This window comes from Brevibacterium sp. S22 (assembly GCF_004745485.1).
Taxonomy (GTDB): Bacteria; Actinomycetota; Actinomycetes; order Actinomycetales; family Brevibacteriaceae; genus Brevibacterium.
Genome location: NZ_RHFG01000016.1, coordinates 18,078 through 36,512, shown reverse-complemented (window position 1 = coordinate 36,512; position 18,435 = coordinate 18,078). Strand labels below are relative to the sequence as shown.

General features: G+C 60.7%; 15 protein-coding genes. 13 read left to right on the top strand and 2 right to left on the bottom strand.

Features of this window, described 5'->3' with window-relative positions; all coding sequences use genetic code 11:
* Positions 1-3: 3 nt before the first annotated feature.
* From EB835_RS13460 to EB835_RS13450, 3 genes are read left to right on the top strand one after another with little or no spacing between them, the layout of a single operon-like run.
* A complete protein-coding gene (locus EB835_RS13460; RefSeq protein WP_240688739.1) occupies positions 4-1,686 on the top strand; it encodes a dipeptide/oligopeptide/nickel ABC transporter permease/ATP-binding protein in 1,683 nt (560 codons plus the stop codon).
* Position 1,687: 1 nt separating this feature from the next.
* Positions 1,688-2,527, top strand: coding sequence for an ABC transporter ATP-binding protein (locus tag EB835_RS13455; RefSeq protein ID WP_135809972.1), 840 nt, complete (start codon positions 1,688-1,690; stop codon positions 2,525-2,527).
* A gap of 19 nt (positions 2,528-2,546) precedes the next feature.
* Entirely contained in the window at positions 2,547-4,142 is a 1,596-nt protein-coding gene (locus tag EB835_RS13450) for an amidohydrolase (RefSeq protein WP_135809971.1), read from the top strand.
* A 29-nt stretch (positions 4,143-4,171) separates the two neighbouring features.
* Here the strand turns inward: EB835_RS13450 and EB835_RS13445 are convergent, their stop codons facing one another.
* Together EB835_RS13445 and EB835_RS20310 are read right to left on the bottom strand one after the other, a co-directional pair.
* Entirely contained in the window at positions 4,172-5,041 is an 870-nt protein-coding gene (locus tag EB835_RS13445; protein WP_135809970.1) for an alpha/beta fold hydrolase, read from the bottom strand.
* A 137-nt stretch (positions 5,042-5,178) separates the two neighbouring features.
* A complete protein-coding gene (locus EB835_RS20310; RefSeq protein ID WP_168216734.1) occupies positions 5,179-6,048 on the bottom strand; it encodes a PucR family transcriptional regulator in 870 nt (289 codons plus the stop codon).
* A 537-nt stretch (positions 6,049-6,585) separates the two neighbouring features.
* Between EB835_RS20310 and EB835_RS20305 the strand changes: the two genes are divergently transcribed.
* From EB835_RS20305 to EB835_RS13395, 10 genes are all read left to right on the top strand, one after another.
* Positions 6,586-6,867, top strand: coding sequence for a hypothetical protein (locus tag EB835_RS20305; protein WP_168216733.1), 282 nt, complete (start codon positions 6,586-6,588; stop codon positions 6,865-6,867).
* Between the two features lie 9 nt (positions 6,868-6,876).
* A complete protein-coding gene (locus EB835_RS13435) occupies positions 6,877-7,980 on the top strand; it encodes a DUF917 domain-containing protein (protein WP_205749937.1) in 1,104 nt (367 codons plus the stop codon).
* Positions 7,980-9,665, top strand: a complete 1,686-nt coding sequence (locus tag EB835_RS13430) for a hydantoinase/oxoprolinase N-terminal domain-containing protein (protein WP_135809968.1) — start codon at positions 7,980-7,982, stop codon at positions 9,663-9,665. The genes EB835_RS13435 and EB835_RS13430 overlap by 1 nt, the downstream gene beginning before the upstream one ends.
* 65 nt (positions 9,666-9,730) lie before the next feature.
* Positions 9,731-11,317 (top strand): ABC transporter substrate-binding protein, encoded by a 1,587-nt coding sequence (locus EB835_RS13425; protein ID WP_135809967.1) that lies wholly within the window; start codon positions 9,731-9,733, stop codon positions 11,315-11,317.
* Between the two features lie 6 nt (positions 11,318-11,323).
* Positions 11,324-12,340 (top strand): ABC transporter permease, encoded by a 1,017-nt coding sequence (locus EB835_RS13420; RefSeq protein WP_135809966.1) that lies wholly within the window; start codon positions 11,324-11,326, stop codon positions 12,338-12,340.
* A gap of 202 nt (positions 12,341-12,542) precedes the next feature.
* A complete protein-coding gene (locus EB835_RS13415) occupies positions 12,543-14,219 on the top strand; it encodes a dipeptide/oligopeptide/nickel ABC transporter permease/ATP-binding protein (protein WP_168216732.1) in 1,677 nt (558 codons plus the stop codon).
* Positions 14,216-15,001 carry an ABC transporter ATP-binding protein gene (locus tag EB835_RS13410; protein WP_135809964.1) on the top strand — a complete coding sequence of 262 codons (786 nt, stop codon included), beginning with the start codon at positions 14,216-14,218 and terminating at the stop codon, positions 14,999-15,001. The genes EB835_RS13415 and EB835_RS13410 overlap by 4 nt, the downstream gene beginning before the upstream one ends.
* The gene (locus EB835_RS13405; RefSeq protein WP_135809963.1) at positions 14,998-16,284 is read left to right on the top strand and encodes a M20 metallopeptidase family protein; all 1,287 of its coding nucleotides are present in this window, start codon (positions 14,998-15,000) and stop codon (positions 16,282-16,284) included. Before EB835_RS13410 ends, EB835_RS13405 begins: the two co-directional genes overlap by 4 nt.
* Positions 16,281-16,922, top strand: a complete 642-nt coding sequence (locus EB835_RS13400) for an FMN-binding negative transcriptional regulator (RefSeq protein ID WP_135809962.1) — start codon at positions 16,281-16,283, stop codon at positions 16,920-16,922. Before EB835_RS13405 ends, EB835_RS13400 begins: the two co-directional genes overlap by 4 nt.
* A complete protein-coding gene (locus EB835_RS13395; RefSeq protein WP_135809961.1) occupies positions 16,919-18,412 on the top strand; it encodes an amidohydrolase in 1,494 nt (497 codons plus the stop codon). Before EB835_RS13400 ends, EB835_RS13395 begins: the two co-directional genes overlap by 4 nt.
* The last annotated feature ends 23 nt before the right edge of the window (positions 18,413-18,435 follow it).

Sequence of the window (18,435 nt, the reverse complement as noted above, 5' to 3'; positions counted from 1 at the left end):
CTGATGACTGGCATGGTGCTCCTGGCAGTGGTGGCACCGCACTTCTTCGGCGAAGATGCAAGTGCCCTCACCGATGAGCGGCGGCAGGGAATGTCCCCTGGCCACCTTCTCGGCACTGACGAGTTCGGTCGCGACCTTTTCGCACGCGCTCTCGTGGGAACACGACTGACTCTCCTGCTCACCTCTGCTGCGACGGCCATTTCCGTCATCTGCGGGGTTACCTTTGGCGTCCTCGTCTGGATGATGCCGGCACGGGTGCGAGATCTAGTGCTGGGAGCAAACTCCGTCGCCGTCGCCTTCCCTGGCTTGGTACTTGCATTGGTCGTCGCCGCGATTCTCGGGCCCGGTGCACTTTCCGCCACGATAGCTGTGGGCGTAGCCGGTATCCCCGCGTTCATCCGTCTCAGCGCAAACATGGCGGCGCCCATCATGGTTCGCGATTTCGTCTCGACTGCTCGACTGCTTGGCGTCACTCGGCTGAAGACCCTCATTCGACACGTGCTGCCCAACCTCGGCGAACCCATGCTCATCCTCAGTGCGAACAGTTTTGCTGTGACACTCACTGAACTGTCGGGACTGTCGTTCATCGGATTGGGCGTCCAGAATCCCGAGTACGACTTCGGACGACTCCTAGCCGACGGACTGCCCAACGCGTATACACAGCCGATACAGATCATCGGGCCGAGCATCATGCTCGTCCTCATGGGCGGTGCCGCGATGTTCATCGGAGACGGACTCGCGGCGCGGAGCAGTCCGCGATTGCGTGGTCTCACACGTGCCCGACGCACCGGAATATTGACTCGTGATGCAGATTCACCGGCACCGACAGCATCACAGGATGCGGCACAGCCGGCTTCCTCGATTCGAGCGCACGCGACCTCTGCATCTCCAATCTGCCTGAGTGTCCGTGACCTCAACATAACGGACGGCAGTGGTGAGACTCTCGTCGACGGTGTCTCGTTCGACGTTGCTCAAGGTGAAATCCTCGGCCTCGTGGGTGAGTCCGGATCCGGCAAATCACTGACTGCTATGACGGCCGCAGGACTCGTCCCGGAAGGCGTGAACGCTTCGGCGAGCATGATCACCACGGCCGGTCACGACTTGCTCGGGCCGACTTCCGCAGCTGAATTGGCCCGTGACGTCTCGCTCGTCTACCAGGACCCCATGTCAACGTTCAACCCTGCACTTCGCATCGGAAGTCAGCTGACTGAAGTATCGAGAGTTCATATGGGACAGTCGAGGACGGAGGCTCAAACCGCATTGGCGGAGAAGTTCCGTCACCTCCGGATCTCCGAACCAGATGAGTGCGGACGACGGTACCCACACGAGCTCTCAGGCGGCATGCTGCAACGGGCGATGATCGCCTCTGCGCTGCTCACAGATGCGAAGCTCATCATTGCAGACGAACCGACTACTGCCCTCGATGTCACCGTCCAGGCCGAGGTGCTGCGACAGTTCGCAGAGGCAAGCGATTCGCTCGGAGCTTCGGTTCTCTTCATCTCCCACGACCTTGGCGTCGTCGAGTCGCTCTGCGACCGAGTGATTGTTATGCGATGTGGAGAGATCGTCGAAGAGCTCTCTGGCGATCAGTTGTCTGCCGGCCGGGCAATCCATCCGTACACGCGTTCGTTGCTGAACGCGGCAGCGTATCTCGATCCAACCGACAAGATGGTGAGGAAAGAGTGAAATGAATACTGCAGCAGATAAGCCGTCGACACCGGTACCACACGCCATTGATGTCGATGCCCTCACCGTCTCGTACGGCACAGGTGGTGCGCGCGCAGAGGTGCTTACTGAAGTCAGCCTCACGATTCCCCGACTCACCTCGATGGGGCTGGTAGGTGAATCTGGGTCCGGCAAATCGACCTTGGCGAAAGTACTCGTCGGACTTGTGCCGATAGCTTCGGGCGCGGTTGTTATCGGCGGTAAGCGCTATGACGCGACCACGCGCCGCCGCCGACACGATCCTGGGCTCATTCAGCTTATTCCGCAGGATCCCTATTCCTCGCTCGATCCACGACGCACCGCAGGACAAGCCATCGCAGAGGCGCTCGAACCGAGTCGTGCCGACGTCAGGCGCCGACGCGATGAGATTGAGTGTTGGCTCGAACGCGTCGAATTGCCCGCATCGTCGATCGACAAATACCCCCACGAATTCTCCGGCGGTCAACGGCAACGGATCGCAATTGCCCGTGCATTGTGCATCAAGCCCCAGGTCGTCATCGCCGACGAGATCACCTCCGCGCTCGATCTGTCGGTTCAGGTAGAGGTCCTCGAGCTGCTCGCGCAACTGCGCGGTGAACTCGATCTCTCGATGCTCTTCATCTCGCACGATCTCGCAGTTGTCCGTCATGTCAGCGACGAGGTTGCGGTACTGCGCGACGGGCGGATCAGGGAATCCGGAACCGCGGAGGGGATATTCACCGACCCACAGGACTCTTACACACGAACACTGCTCGATTCAGTGCCGGGCGCGCCGGGATTCGATATCCGATCTGGTGAGAGTTCGGCCGAAGAAGCACGATGAGACGGAAGGAAATATAAAAATGCGCCGACAGGTCTTTGTCAATGGACGGATCTTCACGGGCAAGAGTGAAGAGGACTTCGTCACCGCGCTGTCACTCGTCGACGGTACGGTGGACTGGATCGGTGATGAGAAGAAGCTTTCACCGGCAAGTAGGAGCATCGCCTACGATCTCGGTGGCCGAACGGTGCTTCCTGGCTTCTTGGATATGCATGTGCACCCGACGCTCATGGCGGCACTGACCGATGACGTCGAAGTCCTCCCGGAGCAGATTCGGTCTATCGACGCCCTCGTCGAGACACTACGTACGCATCGTGCCCTCGGTCTGAGTTCGGACGACTGGATCACCGGTTCGGGCTACGACGAGACCAGATTCGTTGACGGGGCTTCGCCCGTGGCTGCCGATCTCGACAGAGTGTCAGTGGAGCAGCCGGTGATGATTTGGAGGGCTGACAGGCACTCAAGCGTCTGTAACACACGAGCATTGGAGATTGCCGGAATCACCGCGCAGACTCCCGACCCGCCAGGTGCCCGGTTCGAGCGAGACGCGGAAGGGAACCCAAATGGCATCCTCACCGAAAGGGAAGCAACCCAAGCGGTCAGTATTGCAATCCCCCAGCGCAGTCTTGAAGAGCGTGTGCGGCAACTCCGTGCAATAGGTAAGAGACTCTTGAGCAAAGGAATCGTCGGCGTGTGCGACATGATGGCAACGGCCATGTCCTCACCTCTCGAGGCCTACCGTAGGGCGTATTCTCGGGGCCCGTTTCCTCGGTCAGGGCTGTTCTACGGTTGGGACCCGGATGAGCCACTTGCCGACCTGCGCGAAGACGAGAGGGATGGTTCTGCGCGCGTGGCCGGAGTGAAAGTGCTCATGGACGGTACCTATACCAATCGGACCGCGTGGGTGTGCGACCCGTATCCAGACTCCTGCGACCAGGGGATGCGGACGATCACAGACGAGGATCTTCGTTCCGCAGCGGATTGGGCCAGGCGGAATCGAGTTCAGCTTGCGGTGCACGCGATGGGCGACAAAGCTATCAATCATGTCGTCGACATACTTGGTGGACGCGATCCCTGGCTGAGTTCTCGGCCGTCGGTGCGTATTGAACACGCAACGATCATGGCTCCAGACCTTGTCGCCCGGCTGGTATCATCCCCGATGAGCTTCGGCATCGCGACGCACTCGATCTTTCTGTTCGCGGAATATGAAGCATACGCCAAGAATTTGCGGCCAGGGCTCATGCCTGATGCCTATCCGCTGCGCAGACTATACGGTGAGATTGAGCCGCTCGCACTTTCCTCCGACTGCCCAGCAACTTCGTGGGGCGATGCTGACAATCCATTCGTCTCGATTCAAGCAGCTGTGACACGTCGCGCCCACACCGGAGCGGACATCGGTTTCGCCTCAGCGCTCACTGTCTCTCAGGCAATTCTGCTCTATACGGCGCGTGCGGCCGAGTTGACCGAGATCGACGGTCTTGGTCAACTTGCTCCGGGGCGAAGGGGGTCTTTCATTGTTCTAGATCGAGACGTGTTCTCCATTCCTTCCGACGAGATTTCGCAGATCTGCATCGACGAAACCTGGGTCGATGGAAACCTCGTACACCATCGAGAATGACCGACTCACTGTGTCGAACCGGTTTTGACTCAACGAAGTTTGGCGAATTCGCTCTGCCGTGCAGTCCGATCGAGAGTGTCGACGAACGAGGGGAGAAGTGCCGGGGGAAAGAAGTGTCCCATGCCGGGATGGATGTGCAGCTCGGAGTTGGGCATCGCCTCTGAGATGTCGATGGCGGCACACCAGTGCAGGACGTGATCTGAGCGTCCGTGAATGACTGCAGTCGGCACCGGAACGTCACGGAGGTCATCGAGTCTCTCAGGGGCACGTCGCAGTGCCGCCCACTGACGAGGAGCACCGTCAGGGGAGTAGTGCCGGTCGTAGGCGCCGCCGACGTAGCGTCTGGTTTCGGCTTCGTACCATTGACTCTCACCCCAGGCGTCACCGTTCGGCATGAACGTCCTATGAGCCGACAGAGCATTCGAGATGAGTTCTTCGCGCGCGAACCGTTTCTGCGGGGAGAAGAGCTCTGGTCGGTCGCCGTGCAGAATATAGCGTGGGTCTCTGCCGGGAATCGAGTAGAAGAGTCCAAGGCTCCTGACCAGTTCGGGCCTGCGGATTGCGAGCATCTGGGCGATCATGCCGCCCATCGAGCGCCCGGTGACGTGGGCTGACGTCAGGCCGATGTGAGAGATGACGGCGGCGATGTCGTCAGCCATGTCCTCGAGACCATATCCACCGTCGAGATCTGTGGGACCGCCGAAATGTGTTGACAATCCGGAGTCGCGGTTGTCGACCGCAATGACGTAGAAGCCCGCCTGCTCCAGTTGGTCGACAAAGTCCGGCGCCCACCCGATCAGTTGTGTCCATCCGCCCTCAACAAGAATGAGGGGGCGATTATTCATGTCGCCATAAGTCTCGTAATAGATCTCACCATCAGCGATTGGGGCGTAGGGCATTACTGGTCTCCTTTGGCCATCGGCATTGGTGAGAGTCTATGAGTTATGCCAATACTTGGAATGTGCCAAGGCTCCAGTAATCGCGTCCCGACTGTCGTCCGGACACAAAGAATTCCCTCGTGCGTTCTGCTCGTGCCTCAATCGCGGTCACCCGAATCACGGCCGAGAAGCCGAACACGACATGCCAGTTCGATGGCGAACCGTGTATCGGGATCGTTGAGGTCGAGCTGAAGGGAGGCCTCGATGTTTCTGATGCGGTAGGTGACTGCGTTCGGGTGGAGTGACAGATCTGCTGCCGCTTTGGTTGGAGAATTGCGATTGCCCAGGTATGCGAGCAGGGTACGGACCGCGGCGTGAGCTTTGTCGGACCCCTGCTCATCGAGGGGACTGAGAATATCAGCGAGCAGCTCGCGGGACGTGGGAGAGGCATAGAAATCGAGCAGCACTCGGCGCAGTCCTGTGACGTCTGTGACCTCGATGTGCCCGATGCGGCCCGAGGAGATGGCCGTCTCGGCTGCCACACGGGCCTCTGCAGCGGAGCGCCGCAGTCCTTCGGGCCCTGATTGGGGAGTGCCGATACCGAGTGTCACGTCCCATTCTCCGTTGCCCAGCAGTTGGGCCTGGTCTGCGATGGCTGCACTCGCCTCCCTGAGGCGGCGGTGGATCTCACCCGAACTCGGCTCTTCTGTCATGACGATGAAGGCATCGTTGTAGACGAATGCGATGTGCCATAGTTCCGTACGCTGTTCGAAAAGCTCGAGGGCGAAGAGCTCGAGCGCCGATTGCAGCGCCTTCGGCGGATTTTCGTCGTCGGCATCCGAGTGCGAGAAGGCCAGCCACGAGACGCAATGGACGTGCTGGAGCGGAACACCGAGCTGATAGGCGCGATTGGCTAGGGAATCGACCCGAGAGGATTCTGAGACGATGAGCTGGGCGATGAGCTCGCCTGAACTCTGCTGGGGAGAGAACCGGCTCTGGGTCTCGTGGAGTTTGACGCGGGAGAACACAGACGCCACCCCTGGCAAGGCGAGTGCTGCGGCATCAGCGACGATCTGGTCAGAGTTCGACGGGGCACCTGTGTCAGGTCTGCCGCCTCGACTTCTCGCCTCCTCAACGTTTCGATGTGGTCGGGCATCGACTTCCTTGCTGAAAGGAGACGAATTGGAACTGTTCCCGCCAGGGTCGAAGCGCAACCTTCCCCGAGGGACTTCTCCGATAAACACTGCAGCTGAGTCGGTCCAATCGACGAGAGGATCGGAATCGAACACAACGCTCCCGCCCAGTGATGCCGAAGCGGCAGTGAGTACCGCTGCGGCGCGATCTGCGGATTCGAGGGCGGCCGCGCTCCTCGCCGCGGCGAGCGCATGTTGCGCCCTGGTGAGTATGTCGGAAGACGAACTGCTGACCATGCGATCAATATCGACAGCAAGATCGGATGCCTTCCGTGCTGGCGCACGAAGGGCCGGCAGAGAGCTCGTCTCCGCCAATTGTCGCGCTGTTGCTGGAAGGTCCAGGTCGGCCATGAACAGAAGTCCTGAAAGGCCATGCGCCCGGGCCTGGTGGATTGCGATATCGATCTTGAAACCGCTCGGCGCTTCGACCGAGTCGATAATGACCAGAGTTCCCTCTTCGACCTCCTCGATTCGGTCAAGGTCAGCGATCTCGACTCGGTCGATCTGCACGCCCCGTGTCGGACCGGCAAGATGCTCGAGACCGAGACGATCGGACTGCTCGATGATGTGCTCCACATCAATGTGTGCCATCAGAACAAATTAGCTCAGTTTCATGTGCCCGGACAACATTGTGATTCACAGCACACTATCTAGGCTCGACACATGACACGAATGATCACCCAATCTGACGTTGCTGCTCTTGCTGCCGGTGCCGCCGTATTCGGCACCGGTGGCGGAGGGGCAGTCTCCACAGCTCAGATGGGAACGGAAACTGCCCTACTCGAACATGGCCCTGTGCGATTGCGAACTGTCGACGAACTCGGTCCCGAGGACACCGTCATAGCGATGTCCGGCGTGGGGGCACCGACTGTAGGCATAGAGATGCTCACTTCAGCAGAGCAGCCGCGGACCCTTCTCGAAGAAGCGCAGCGAGTGTCCCGGCGGATGATCACGGCGGTGATGCCGACGGAAATCGGCGGAAGCAACGGAGTCGGCCCTATCGGCTGGGCAGCGCAACTCGGTCTTGACGTTGTTGATGCAGACGGCATGGGGCGGGCCTTTCCCGAAGCAACGATGGTCGCGATGAACGTCGCTGGCGTGCCGAGGAATCTCACCGTGCTCAGTGATGTCGTCGGCAATGTCACAGTAATGCGCACCATCGACGCCACGTGGCTCGAACGGCATGTTCGCGCCTTCTCCGTGGCAAGCGGATCTCTGTGTCTGGGTGCCTCGCTCATCCACGGCAACGACGTCGCTGGTGCGGTCATCGGCGGATCCGTCAGCCGCGCGGTCGATGTCGGGCATGTGCTGCTCGGAGCGACCCATCCGGTGGAGGAGCTCTCCGCTGCGCTCGGTGCCTCTGTGCTCATCAGCGGAAAGATCGTCGATGTTTCTCGCCGCACAGTCGATGGCTTCGTCAGGGGTTCGGTGACCGTCGCAGGAGTCGGACTCGAGCGAGACCGTCTGGTCCGAGTCGAGCTGCAGAACGAGAATCTCATCGTGCTCGAGGACGGGAAAGTGCGAGTGAGCGTCCCCGACCTCATCACCCTAGTCGACTCCGAGACCGGGCACGCGATCTCCACCGAGCTGCTGCGCTTCGGGATGCGTGTTTCGATCATAGCCTGGCCGTGCGATCCATTGTGGCGCACTTCCAGAGGACTTGAGATCGCAGGACCTCACGCATTCGGGTATGACATTCCCTATCGTCCGTACGCCGGCTCTGGGTGCCCTACCAAAAAGCGCGCGGCTGTCTCAGGAGGCGTGTGATGAACAACAAGACTGCCGGGCTCGCCGCCGCCAGAAGCCGTGGGCCCTCAAAACGGACCGGGCCCAGCGGGCCGGGGATCGCACTCTCTCTCGGCGTCGACGTCGGCGGAACCAACACCGACGCGGTCGTACTCGACGCGGACAATGCGATCGTCGCTGCCACGAAGCAGCCGACGAGCGAAGATGTCACCAGCGGAATCCGGTCTGCCGTGAGAACCGTTCTCGGCGCCATTGGAGAACGGCGATCTGACGTCTCCCACGTGATGTTGGGGACGACCCATGCGACGAACGCGATCGTGCGGCGCCGCGATCTAGGTCGTGTCGCCGTGATCCGCCTCGGTGCTCCGGCATCGACAGGGTATCCGCCTCTGACCAGCTGGCCGGCGGATCTGCGTGAGACCGTCGTCGCGGGTTCGGCCCTGCTGCCGGGCGGCAGAATGGTCGACGGCACTCCCATAAGCCCTCTCGATCACAACGGGGTTCTCCGGTTTCTCAAAGGTCTGGACCGCGAAGTCGACGCAGTCGCCGTATGCGGCATCTTCAGCCCGTCATTTCCCGACCAGGAAAACGAGGTCGAAGGCCTTGTCCGCAGCGTCCTCGGGGATTCGATACCGGTATCACTCAGCCATGACATCGGTGCCGTCGGCCTGCTCGAACGAGAGAACGCCACGGTTCTCAACGCTGCCCTCTACGGAGTCGCACGAGAGGTGACCAGTTCCCTCCTCGACGTAGTCGCGGAGGAGGGACTCGGGGCAGCATCAGTGTATTTCGCACAGAATGATGGCACACTGATGGCCATTGAATTCGCGGAGCGCTATCCCGTCCTGACTATCGGGTCTGGTCCCGCCAATTCCATTCGCGGCGCTGCACTTCTGTCCGATGTCGAGAACGCGATCGTCATCGACGTCGGCGGGACCACGAGCGACCTCGGAGTCGTCTCGAAGGGGTTCCCTCGTGAATCGAGCATGCCTCGAGAAATCGGAGGAGTGCGCACCAACTTCCGGATGCCTGACGTGCTCAGCATCGGGGTCGGAGGGGGTACGAGGATTGACCCAGTCTCCGGGAGTCTTGGACCAGCCTCGGTGGGACACCGACTCACTTCCGACGCACTGGCGTTCGGTGGTCAGGTCGCAACGCTCACCGACGCTGCCATCGTCGCTGGTCAGGTGGACGGTGAACTCGGTCAGCGGCGTCTGAGCGCAGAACCTCGCGTTGCTGATGCGCTGAGGTTCGGACTGGATCGTGCTCACCAGTGGGTTGCGGAGTCAGTAGAGAGACTATCGAACGGAAAACTCGACACCCCCATTGTGGTTGTAGGTGGTGGAGCATTTCTTGTGCCCGACGACCTTCCCGGCGCCGGTGCCGTGCTTCGTCCCGAACACGGAGACGTCGCCAATGCAGTCGGCGCGGCGATGTCACTTGTCGGTGGACGATCCCAGGAGATCAGCACCTATGACGACCGTGAAGAAGCAGTGGCTCGCGCATCACGGGCCGCGATCGATCGGGCGATCGAAGCGGGAGCCGATCCACTGCAGGTCGAGGTCTACGACATCCTCGAAACCCCTGTGTCATACAGCGCTCAACAGACAGTCCGGATTTCAGCGAAGGCCGCAGGTCCACTATCGACTCTCGCAACGCGCCCGTGCCATAAGTCTCTTGACCAGTCAACACTGTCCATCCCATGAGGGCGTGTGCCCTCGAAATGTCGTCTGCACAGTGATGTGCGGTCACAGAAGAGAAGCGAGCAGATATGAGCACCGTCAAGAGACCACTCATCGTTGTTGCCCTCGTCAGCGTGAGCGCCCTCGGACTCGCCGCATGCGGCGGCTCAGAGGCGAAGGACGCGTCACTCGTCTCCGGGGGCACGTTCATCTCAGCGGTCAACGGGGAGATCACCAACACGAACCCGCTGACCAGCAATCAGCCACAGGAAAGGCAGTTCGTCTCCTACGCCTATGAATCACTCGTCTATACGCATGAAGATGGAGAGTTCGTGCCATGGCTCGCCGAATCGTGGGATATGGACGATGGCGGTAAGAAGGTCGTCTTCGAGATGAAAGAGGGGATCACGTGCCAGGATGGTTCCGACTTCACTGCCGAGGTCGCTGCCAAAAACCTCGAGTACCATGCCGATCCCGACAACACGTCCGTCCATCACGGTTCCCTTGTGCCTGAAGGTCTCACTGCGAATGCTGACGATTCGACACTCACCGTGGCTGTGGCGGACCCTGATCCCTTTCTGATGAGCAAAGTGGGGGCTGTCGAAATGGTCTGTCAAGCGGGCCTCGACGACCCCGAGACCCTTGAGAACGCGACAAACGGAACGGGGCTCTACCAGCTCACCGAGGCCCGTCCGAATGCATTCGACTTCGACAGACGCGATGACTACGAATGGGGTCCCGACGGATTGACATCGGGTACCGAGGGGTTGCCTGACGGGCTCGAGATCCAAGTCGTGACCGACGAATCGACGCGGGCCAACCTTCTCGTCTCGGGCGACCTCAATGCAGCACGGATCACCGGCGCCGATCGCTCTCGGGTTGAGGCTCAGGGTTTCGAACACACCAGCCTCATCAATCCCATCGGACAGTTGCTCTTCAACGAACGAAGCGACCGTCCCACCAGTGATGCACGTGTACGAGAGGCACTGTCGATCGGATTCGACCGAGAGGAAGCAGCCGAGGTGGTCTCCGGCGGCCATCCCGTAGCCCTCGACTCGCTCATTACCGAATCCCCTTTTCTGTGTGTACCCGACGACGGACCAGTTTGGGAGCTGCCTGACCCGGACCCGCAACGGGCGGGCCAGCTCCTCGACGATGCCGGGTGGAAGGTCGGCAGTGACGGTAAACGGGAGAAGGACGGCAAACCGCTGACGATCACCTTCATATATGACGCCGCCAGTGACACACATGCCCCGGCAGCCGAGCTGCTTCGAGAATCCTGGCTGGAACTCGGAATCCAGACTGAGCTTGAAGCAATGGACGGGGCAGCATGGTCGGAGTATCTGTACGAGACGTTCGATTGGGACACCGGCTGGATCCAAGTCTCGTCAGGCGGACCGACTATCCAGAACGCCTTCTACGGCGGTGCGACCCCGGACAAGGGCGGTCTGAATTTCATGGCTACCGATGACGCGCAGTATGAGAAGGCAGCAAAACGTGCCCTCTCGGCCGCGCCCGACGACGCGTGCGGGTATTGGCACGAAGCAGAACGCCTGCTCGTCGACAATTTCCACACTTATCCGACCACGGGCACTGAAATGCCGACGTTTATGAACGGATCACAGTTCATCGAGACCTCCTACATCCAAGCACCGTCGATCCGAATGACTGAGTGACCCGCCATGACCACAGTTCCAAAACTCAGCAGTCCCGCGCCGAGGCAGACGAACGCATTGCGACTGTCGGATAGGCTCTCTCCGCGCACTTTGTTCGCGATCAGGCGATCGGGCCGCTTGCTGGCCTCGTTGCTCATCGTCATCCTCGCGACCTTCTTCGTCGTTCATCTGGTGCCCGGAGATCCTGTCCGTGCGGCACTGGGTCCAACAGCGCCGGCAGGCTTGGTCGAAAACGTGCGCGCCGATCTCGGCCTCGATAAGCCGATCACCGATCAGTTCGTCGACTACCTCGGGGGATTGCTCACGGGAGATCTCGGCACTTCCGTGCAGACTCGGCAGGAGGTGGCGGAGGTTATTTCCTCGCGCTTTCCCACGACACTCATACTGGCGGCATCCGGATTCGCCGTTGCACTTCTCGGTGCCCTGCCGTTGGGGATGGGCACTGCGCTCATCGCCCGGTCTGGTCGTGGCCGGACCCTCAGCTCCTCGATCTCGGGGGTTTTCGGCATCATCATCGCAACGCCGGACTTTCTCCTATCGGTGGGACTCATCGGGGTCTTCAGCGTGGGAATGGGGCTTTTCGCCCCCGCTGGCTGGGGCGACTTCAGCACTGCCGTACTTCCCATCGTCGGCCTCGCACTCGGGCCGATGGCCTATCTCGCGCGCATCGTTCAAGTCGAGATGATCAAAGTGCTCGACGAGACCTACATTTCGACCGCTCGGGCCAAACGCCTGCCGAACCGCATTCTACTGTTGCGACACGCGTTGCCGAACATTGTGACCTCGACGTTGACAGTCGGCGGACTACTTCTTGCGGGGCTGACGGCGGGCACAGTCGTTATTGAGACTGTGTTCGCAATTCCGGGCATGGGCAACACCTTGGTTTCGGCCGTCGGAGCCAAAGACTACCCGATGATTCAGGGAGTCGTCCTCGTCTTTGCGCTGATGATCCTCGCGGTCAATCTCATAGTCGACCTCATACTCATCACCCTTGACCCGCGCACGTCGATCACGGAGGGATGACATTATGAAGAAGTTTGCCAGTCCGATAGGACTAGCCGCGGTCGTCGGACTTCTGCTGCTCATTGCGGTCGCCATCGTCGGACCTATTGTCTGGGGGGACGCGGCTACGTCCCGTAACGTCGCTGAGCGGTGGGGAGCCGCAAGTCCAGCTCATCCGTTCGGAACCGATGACCTTGGTCGCGATATCCTGGCCAGAGTGCTCGTGGCATCGAGACTCTCACTTCTGCTGACCGCTGGTGCCACGGCCATCGGATTGACTGGTGGACTGATCATCGGTCTGGCCGCAAGCATCATGCCCAGTCGTCTCCGACGAGCTGTGGTGTGGGTGATGGACATTCTTCTCGCCTTCCCCTGGCTGCTCCTCGTACTTTTCTTCACGGTCATCTGGGGAGCGACTGCTACCGGCGCAATGCTTGCCATCGGACTGTCGGGGATTCCTAATCTCACCCGCCTCGTCTACAACTTGGCGTCCTCAGTGTCCGGAACGGACTATGTCAGAGCAGCGCGTGTGGTCGGAGTGGGGCCGGTCGGAATACTCACTCGACATGTTCTTCCGAACATCGCATCGCCTCTGCTCGTCCAAGCGGCGGCAGCCGCAAGTGTCACACTTCTCTCGTTCGCCGGCTTGTCGTTTCTCGGCCTCGGTGTTCAGGCTCCGGCTTACGACTGGGGACGACAGATCAATGAGGGTATTGGACAGATCTACTCGAACCCGATGGGCGCGATAGGTCCGGGACTCGCGATCGTCTTCGCGGGCCTCATATTCACTCTGATATCGGAAGCCCTCGCCGACCAGCCTGGGCAAGGGATCGGTCGGCTGGTCGCGGCAAGCCGTGCTGCGGTACTGCCGACCGACGGACGATCCGGCGAGAGCGGGTCCGAGTCGACAGTTCGTCTGAATAAGTCTCCGGACGCCACGGCCACCGAACCTGCAGAAGCGGCACCGCTGGCTGAAGTAAAGGGCCTGCATGTGGCGTTTCCCGACGGTGGTGGGGGAGTCGTCGAACGTGTGCACGGAATCGACTTCTCGGTGAGTCAGGGAGAAACCGTCGGAATCGTCGGCGAATCGGGATCTGGCAAATCGTTGACCGCATTGGCACTCGCAGGACTGCTGGTACCACCTGCCGCCGTCGCAGCCCGACGGCGCGCGTTCGACGGAATCGACCTCTCCAGCGAACTGACGCAGAGTGATCGTCGGCGGCTGGGCACTGAGCTCGGTGTCGTGTTCCAGGACCCGCTGACTTCACTCAACCCGGCGCTGACGATCGGACGTCAGCTCACCGAAGTCCCCGAGACCCACCTCAAGATGTCGCGTCGAGCGGCACGAGAGCGGGCGGTCGACGGGCTCGAAGCTGTGGGTATCCATAGCGCTGTCCACCGTATGGGCGACTATCCCCATCAGTTCTCCGGCGGCATGCGGCAGCGAGCGATGATCGGCATGGCTCTCACCGCAGAACCCAAACTCATTATTGCTGATGAACCCACTACCGCGCTCGACGTCACTGTCCAGAAGCAGGTTCTCGGGGTCCTTCGTGCTGCCAAGGAATCGACGAATACTGCGGTCGTACTCATCTCACATGACATCGCTCTGGTCGCCGGGTTCTGCGACCGCATCGTGGTAATGAAAGACGGTCAGATCGTCGAGGAGTTATCGGCTGGGCGCATACGTGAAGATGCGCAGCATCCCTATACCCGTGGTCTCATTGCCTGCCTGCCTGACATGCGTTCGGACCGCTCACGTCCTCTGCCTGTGATCGACGAAGTTGTCAGACCGGCGGAGCGGCATGGGCCCGATCAATTCGCGGACGGTGGATCCGGTGAGGGCGATCCATCGGAGCATGTTGCCACCGGTCGTGACGAAGTGAGGAGTTTGTTATGAGTGTGCTCGACGTCGAAGGGCTCAGCGTTCGCTATAGATCGAGGACAGTGGTGTCGGACGTTTCATTCGCAGTTGGGAGGAAGGAGACTCTCGGTCTAGTAGGCGAATCGGGATCCGGCAAATCGACGATCGCTCTGGCCATCGCTGGTCTCGCGCCCGTGCGAACCGGCAGTATTCGGATCAGCGGTTCTGAGTCCACGGGACGGAGCAGGTCGGCTCGCATCGCCCGCCGCAATGTGCAGATGATCTTCCAAGATCCCTTCTCCGCGCTGGATCCGAAGATGCCAATCGGGGAATCCATCGCCGAGGCGACGCGTGCGACTGGGAGAAGATGGACGGCGCAAGACCGTCGTCGTCGAGTCGCAGACCTGCTGGAGCAGGTCCATCTCGATCCCGATCGTGCTGGTTCCCTGCCGAGTCAGTTGTCGGGAGGTCAGAGACAGAGGGTGACGATCGCTCGTGCGCTCGCTGGAGAACCGGAGATCATCATTGCAGATGAGGTCACATCTGCCCTGGACGTGTCTGTCCAGAGCACTGTGCTCAATCTCCTGCGCGAATTGCAGGAAAGACTCGGAATATCCTTGCTCTTCATCTCGCATAATCTCGCAGTCGTCAGATATATGAGTGACGAAGTCCTCGTCATGCGGGAAGGAAGGATCGTGGAGTCAGGCGAGACAGAAACACTGCTGTCCGCGCCGCGACAGCAGTACACTCGTCAACTGCTCAGCGCGGTACCGGTGCTCGGGCAACGCATGAGCTTCGAGGAGGACCTGTCGGCATGAGCGCTTTCTCTTCTGCGGAACCGGTCGGTTCGGACGATGAGCTCGACGAGCTGCGCGGCTTCAGGCGTCGCCTGCACGGTGAACCCGAGGTGGGACTGCACCTGCCACTGACCCAACGGTCGATTCTCGACTCGCTCACCGACCTCGATCTCGACATCACCCTGGGAGCGTCCCTTACCTCGATCACAGCGGTCCTGCGGGGAACGGCTCCACGTGCTCGAGCAGTCGATTCGGTCTGCTCAGGGGATCCGGTTGTTCTCCTCCGGGCCGATATGGATGGGCTTCCGATCTCCGAGGACAGCGGCTTGCCCTATGCGGCTGCAAATGGTGCCATGCACGCCTGCGGGCACGATCTCCACATCGCGGGACTCGTCGGAGCCGCGAAGAAGCTCGTAGCCCGCAGGAATGAGATCCCGGGCACCGTCGTCTTTATGTTCCAGCCCGGGGAAGAAGGGCAAGGCGGAGGTCGAATGATGATCGAGGAGGGAGTACTCGATGCGGGCGGGAGTCGCCCCGAGGCCGCCTACGCGATTCATGTCGACAGCAGGCTTGACTTCGGACAGTTCACCACGCGACCGGGGCCGTTGATGGCCGGGGTGAGCGGGTTGAGGGTCCGCATTCAGGGAACCGGCGGCCACGCTGCCGCTCCGGATCGGGCAATTGACCCTGTGCCCGTCGCCGCCGAATGCATACTGGCTGTCCAGAGCTTCGTGGCGCGGCGGATGGCTCCTCACGATCCGGCGGTCGTCTCGATCGGAAAGATCGCATCGGACGCTGCCGCGGGCAATATCCTCGCTAGGTACGTCGACTTCGAGGCGAACATGCGACATTTCAGCGATACGGTCTTCACCCTCATCCGAGATGAACTGCCGCAGCTGATCCGCGGGATCGCCCACGCGCACGGCTGCGATGCTGTGCTTGATTTCGTTCCCTCGTATCCTGCGGTCGTCAATGACGGGCGAGAGGTCGAACACGTTATGCGAACGATTCGGGGCGTCTATGGTGAAGAATCGTGCACGATGATGCCGGAACCGGCAATGACCTCGGAGGACTTCGCCTACGTGCTTGAACAGGTCCCTGGTGCGTTCGTCTTCCTCGGCGCGCGGCCCGACGACCTCGATGAGCAGGAAGCATCGCCGATGCACTCTGCGACGGTGCGATTCGATGACAGGGTGCTCGAACGTCAGGCGGTGATCCTCACAGAATTGGCGCTGACGCGGTTGCAAGGGTCACCGTCCCGAGTGCGACCGTCTACGGAGACGAAGCGGAAAGGATACTCGTGAGAGACAATCCCGACTTCGGCCTCGACAACAGAGAGGCAATCAAGGAACTGATCCGAGGCAACCCTTGGTGCACGTTCATCAGTGCAGTCCCCGATCGGGGACTCGTCGCTTCACACTATCCGGTGCTCCTTGACGAGGCTGCCGAAGACATCGCCCTTCTCAGTCACGTCGGCAGGCCGGACGAGGAGAAGCACGAGTTGGGTCGCCACGAGATGCTCGCAATCATTGAAGGACCCAACGGCTATATCTCGCCCTCGTGGTATGGGTATCGGCCCAACGTTCCGACTTGGAACTTTGTTGTCGCACATCTGCACGGGACTCCGGAGATACTCGGGGACGAGGAGAATCTGGCGATACTCGATCGTCTGGTCGAGCATTTCGAAAAGCCACTGCCGGAGCCGCACTACTTGCATGCCACGGCGGCCAACGGCGAATACGCATACCGGATCGCGAAAGGGACAGTTGGGTTCCGGCTCAGAGTTCGTCGATTGGAAGCGAAGGAGAAGATGAACCAGGACAAGTCGGAGGCGACGGTCCGACGGATACTCGAAGAGCTGCGGAAGCCGGGCCCATATACGAACCATAGGCTTGCCAGTCGTATGGCAGTCGTCAACGGACTGGAGCGGGAGTCGAAATGAACTCGGACGAACTGCTGATCACGGATGCCATCCTGCCTCAGAGCGGGGTCCGCGTCGACATATCTATCCTCGGTGGCAACATCGCGAGAGTCTTGCCGGCAAAGGAGTATCGCACATCCGAAGTTGAGACTATCGCGGCCGACGGACGATGGGTCCTCCCCGGGCTGTGGGACAACCATGTCCACTTCGCGCAGTGGACGATGCAGCGCCAACGGATCGACCTCTCAGCCATCGCGAGTGCAGCTGAGTGCCTTGACCTCGTCAGACATGAACTGGCGCTACACCCAGACGGCAACACGAGCGGGAATCGAGTCCTCATCGGGTATGGATTCCAGGACGGGGTTTGGCCCGACGCGCCTTCAGCAGCCGAGCTCGACGCTGCCTCCCCGGAATTGCCCGTCGTCCTAGTGAGCAAAGATCTTCACTGCGCCTGGGTGAACACTCCTGCCGCGAGGCTGCTGGCTGTGAACCCGGACCCGGTAGCCGGTTTAGTGCGAGAAGCTGAGTGGTTCGGTGCGCTCAGAGGGTTGCAAGATCCGTCGATGCTTTCAATCGCAGATTACCGGGCATCCGCAGAGTTCGCTGCGCGACGTGGTGTCGTCGGCATCGTCGAGTTCGAGAATACGGACAATCTGACACTGTGGCCGGCCAGAGTGGCCGACGGAGTCAACAGCCTCCGGGTCGAGACCTCGGTGTGGCCGCATCGACTTGACACGGCGATTGCCCAGGGTGTGCGCACCGGTGACGTGCTCGACGAGTTGGGGCTCGTGCGGATGGGATCGCTGAAGGTGGTCGTTGACGGTTCTCTCAACACACGCACCGCGTGGTGTTGGGACCCCTATCCGGGACTGAGCCCTGATCATGCACACCCTTGCGGTGCGGCAACAGTCCCGCTCGATGAGCTCGAGGACGTAATGCGCAAGGCTCGCGATGCCGGAATCTCCGCGGCCATCCACGCGATCGGAGACCGAGCGAACTCCGGAGTTCTTGATGCGTTCGACCATCTGCAAATGACAGGATCGGTTGAGCACGCGCAGTTGGTCAGAGCCTCCGATTTCGCCCGTTTCGGTCGACTCGGACTGACCGCGAGCATCCAGCCCGAGCATGCGATGGATGATCGGGACGTCGCCGATCGTCATTGGGCAGGACGAACTGAGCGAGCATTCGCGTTTGCGTCGCTGCAGGAGTCAGGAACTCAGATCCGTTTGGGCTCGGACGCTCCGGTGGCACCCCTGGATCCATGGATCGCGCTCGCGGCTGCAGTGTCGCGAAGTCGCGACGGACGCGAGGAGTGGCACCCCGAACAGAGTCTTGATCGTCGAACCGCATTGGCCGCTTCCACACGAGGGGACACCGACGTGTCTGAGGGAGACGCGGCCGATCTGGTGCTCGTCGAATATGACCCGATGTCGGCTTCGGCGACGGACCTGCGAACAATGCCTGTGGCTGCGACCCTGCTGGGTGGACGAATCACTTGGAAGGACATCTGAGAGTGAGAGCGCCGCGTCGAGAC

Excerpts from the sequence above, each read along its gene's own strand:
- EB835_RS13450 (WP_135809971.1), top strand. The coding sequence starts at position 2,547 with ATGCGCCGACAGGTCTTTGTCAATGGACGGATCTTCACGGGCAAGAGT.
- EB835_RS13460 (WP_240688739.1), top strand. The coding sequence starts at position 4 with ATGACTGGCATGGTGCTCCTGGCAGTGGTGGCACCGCACTTCTTCGGC.
- EB835_RS13405 (WP_135809963.1), top strand. The coding sequence starts at position 14,998 with ATGAGCGCTTTCTCTTCTGCGGAACCGGTCGGTTCGGACGATGAGCTC.
- EB835_RS13445 (WP_135809970.1), bottom strand. The coding sequence starts at position 5,041 with ATGCCCTACGCCCCAATCGCTGATGGTGAGATCTATTACGAGACTTAT.
- EB835_RS13455 (WP_135809972.1), top strand. The coding sequence starts at position 1,688 with ATGAATACTGCAGCAGATAAGCCGTCGACACCGGTACCACACGCCATT.
- EB835_RS20305 (WP_168216733.1), top strand. The coding sequence starts at position 6,586 with ATGCGCCCGGGCCTGGTGGATTGCGATATCGATCTTGAAACCGCTCGG.
- EB835_RS13395 (WP_135809961.1), top strand. The coding sequence starts at position 16,919 with ATGAACTCGGACGAACTGCTGATCACGGATGCCATCCTGCCTCAGAGC.
- EB835_RS13410 (WP_135809964.1), top strand. The coding sequence starts at position 14,216 with ATGAGTGTGCTCGACGTCGAAGGGCTCAGCGTTCGCTATAGATCGAGG.
- EB835_RS13420 (WP_135809966.1), top strand. The coding sequence starts at position 11,324 with ATGACCACAGTTCCAAAACTCAGCAGTCCCGCGCCGAGGCAGACGAAC.
- EB835_RS13430 (WP_135809968.1), top strand. The coding sequence starts at position 7,980 with ATGAACAACAAGACTGCCGGGCTCGCCGCCGCCAGAAGCCGTGGGCCC.
- EB835_RS13425 (WP_135809967.1), top strand. The coding sequence starts at position 9,731 with ATGAGCACCGTCAAGAGACCACTCATCGTTGTTGCCCTCGTCAGCGTG.
- EB835_RS13435 (WP_205749937.1), top strand. The coding sequence starts at position 6,877 with ATGACACGAATGATCACCCAATCTGACGTTGCTGCTCTTGCTGCCGGT.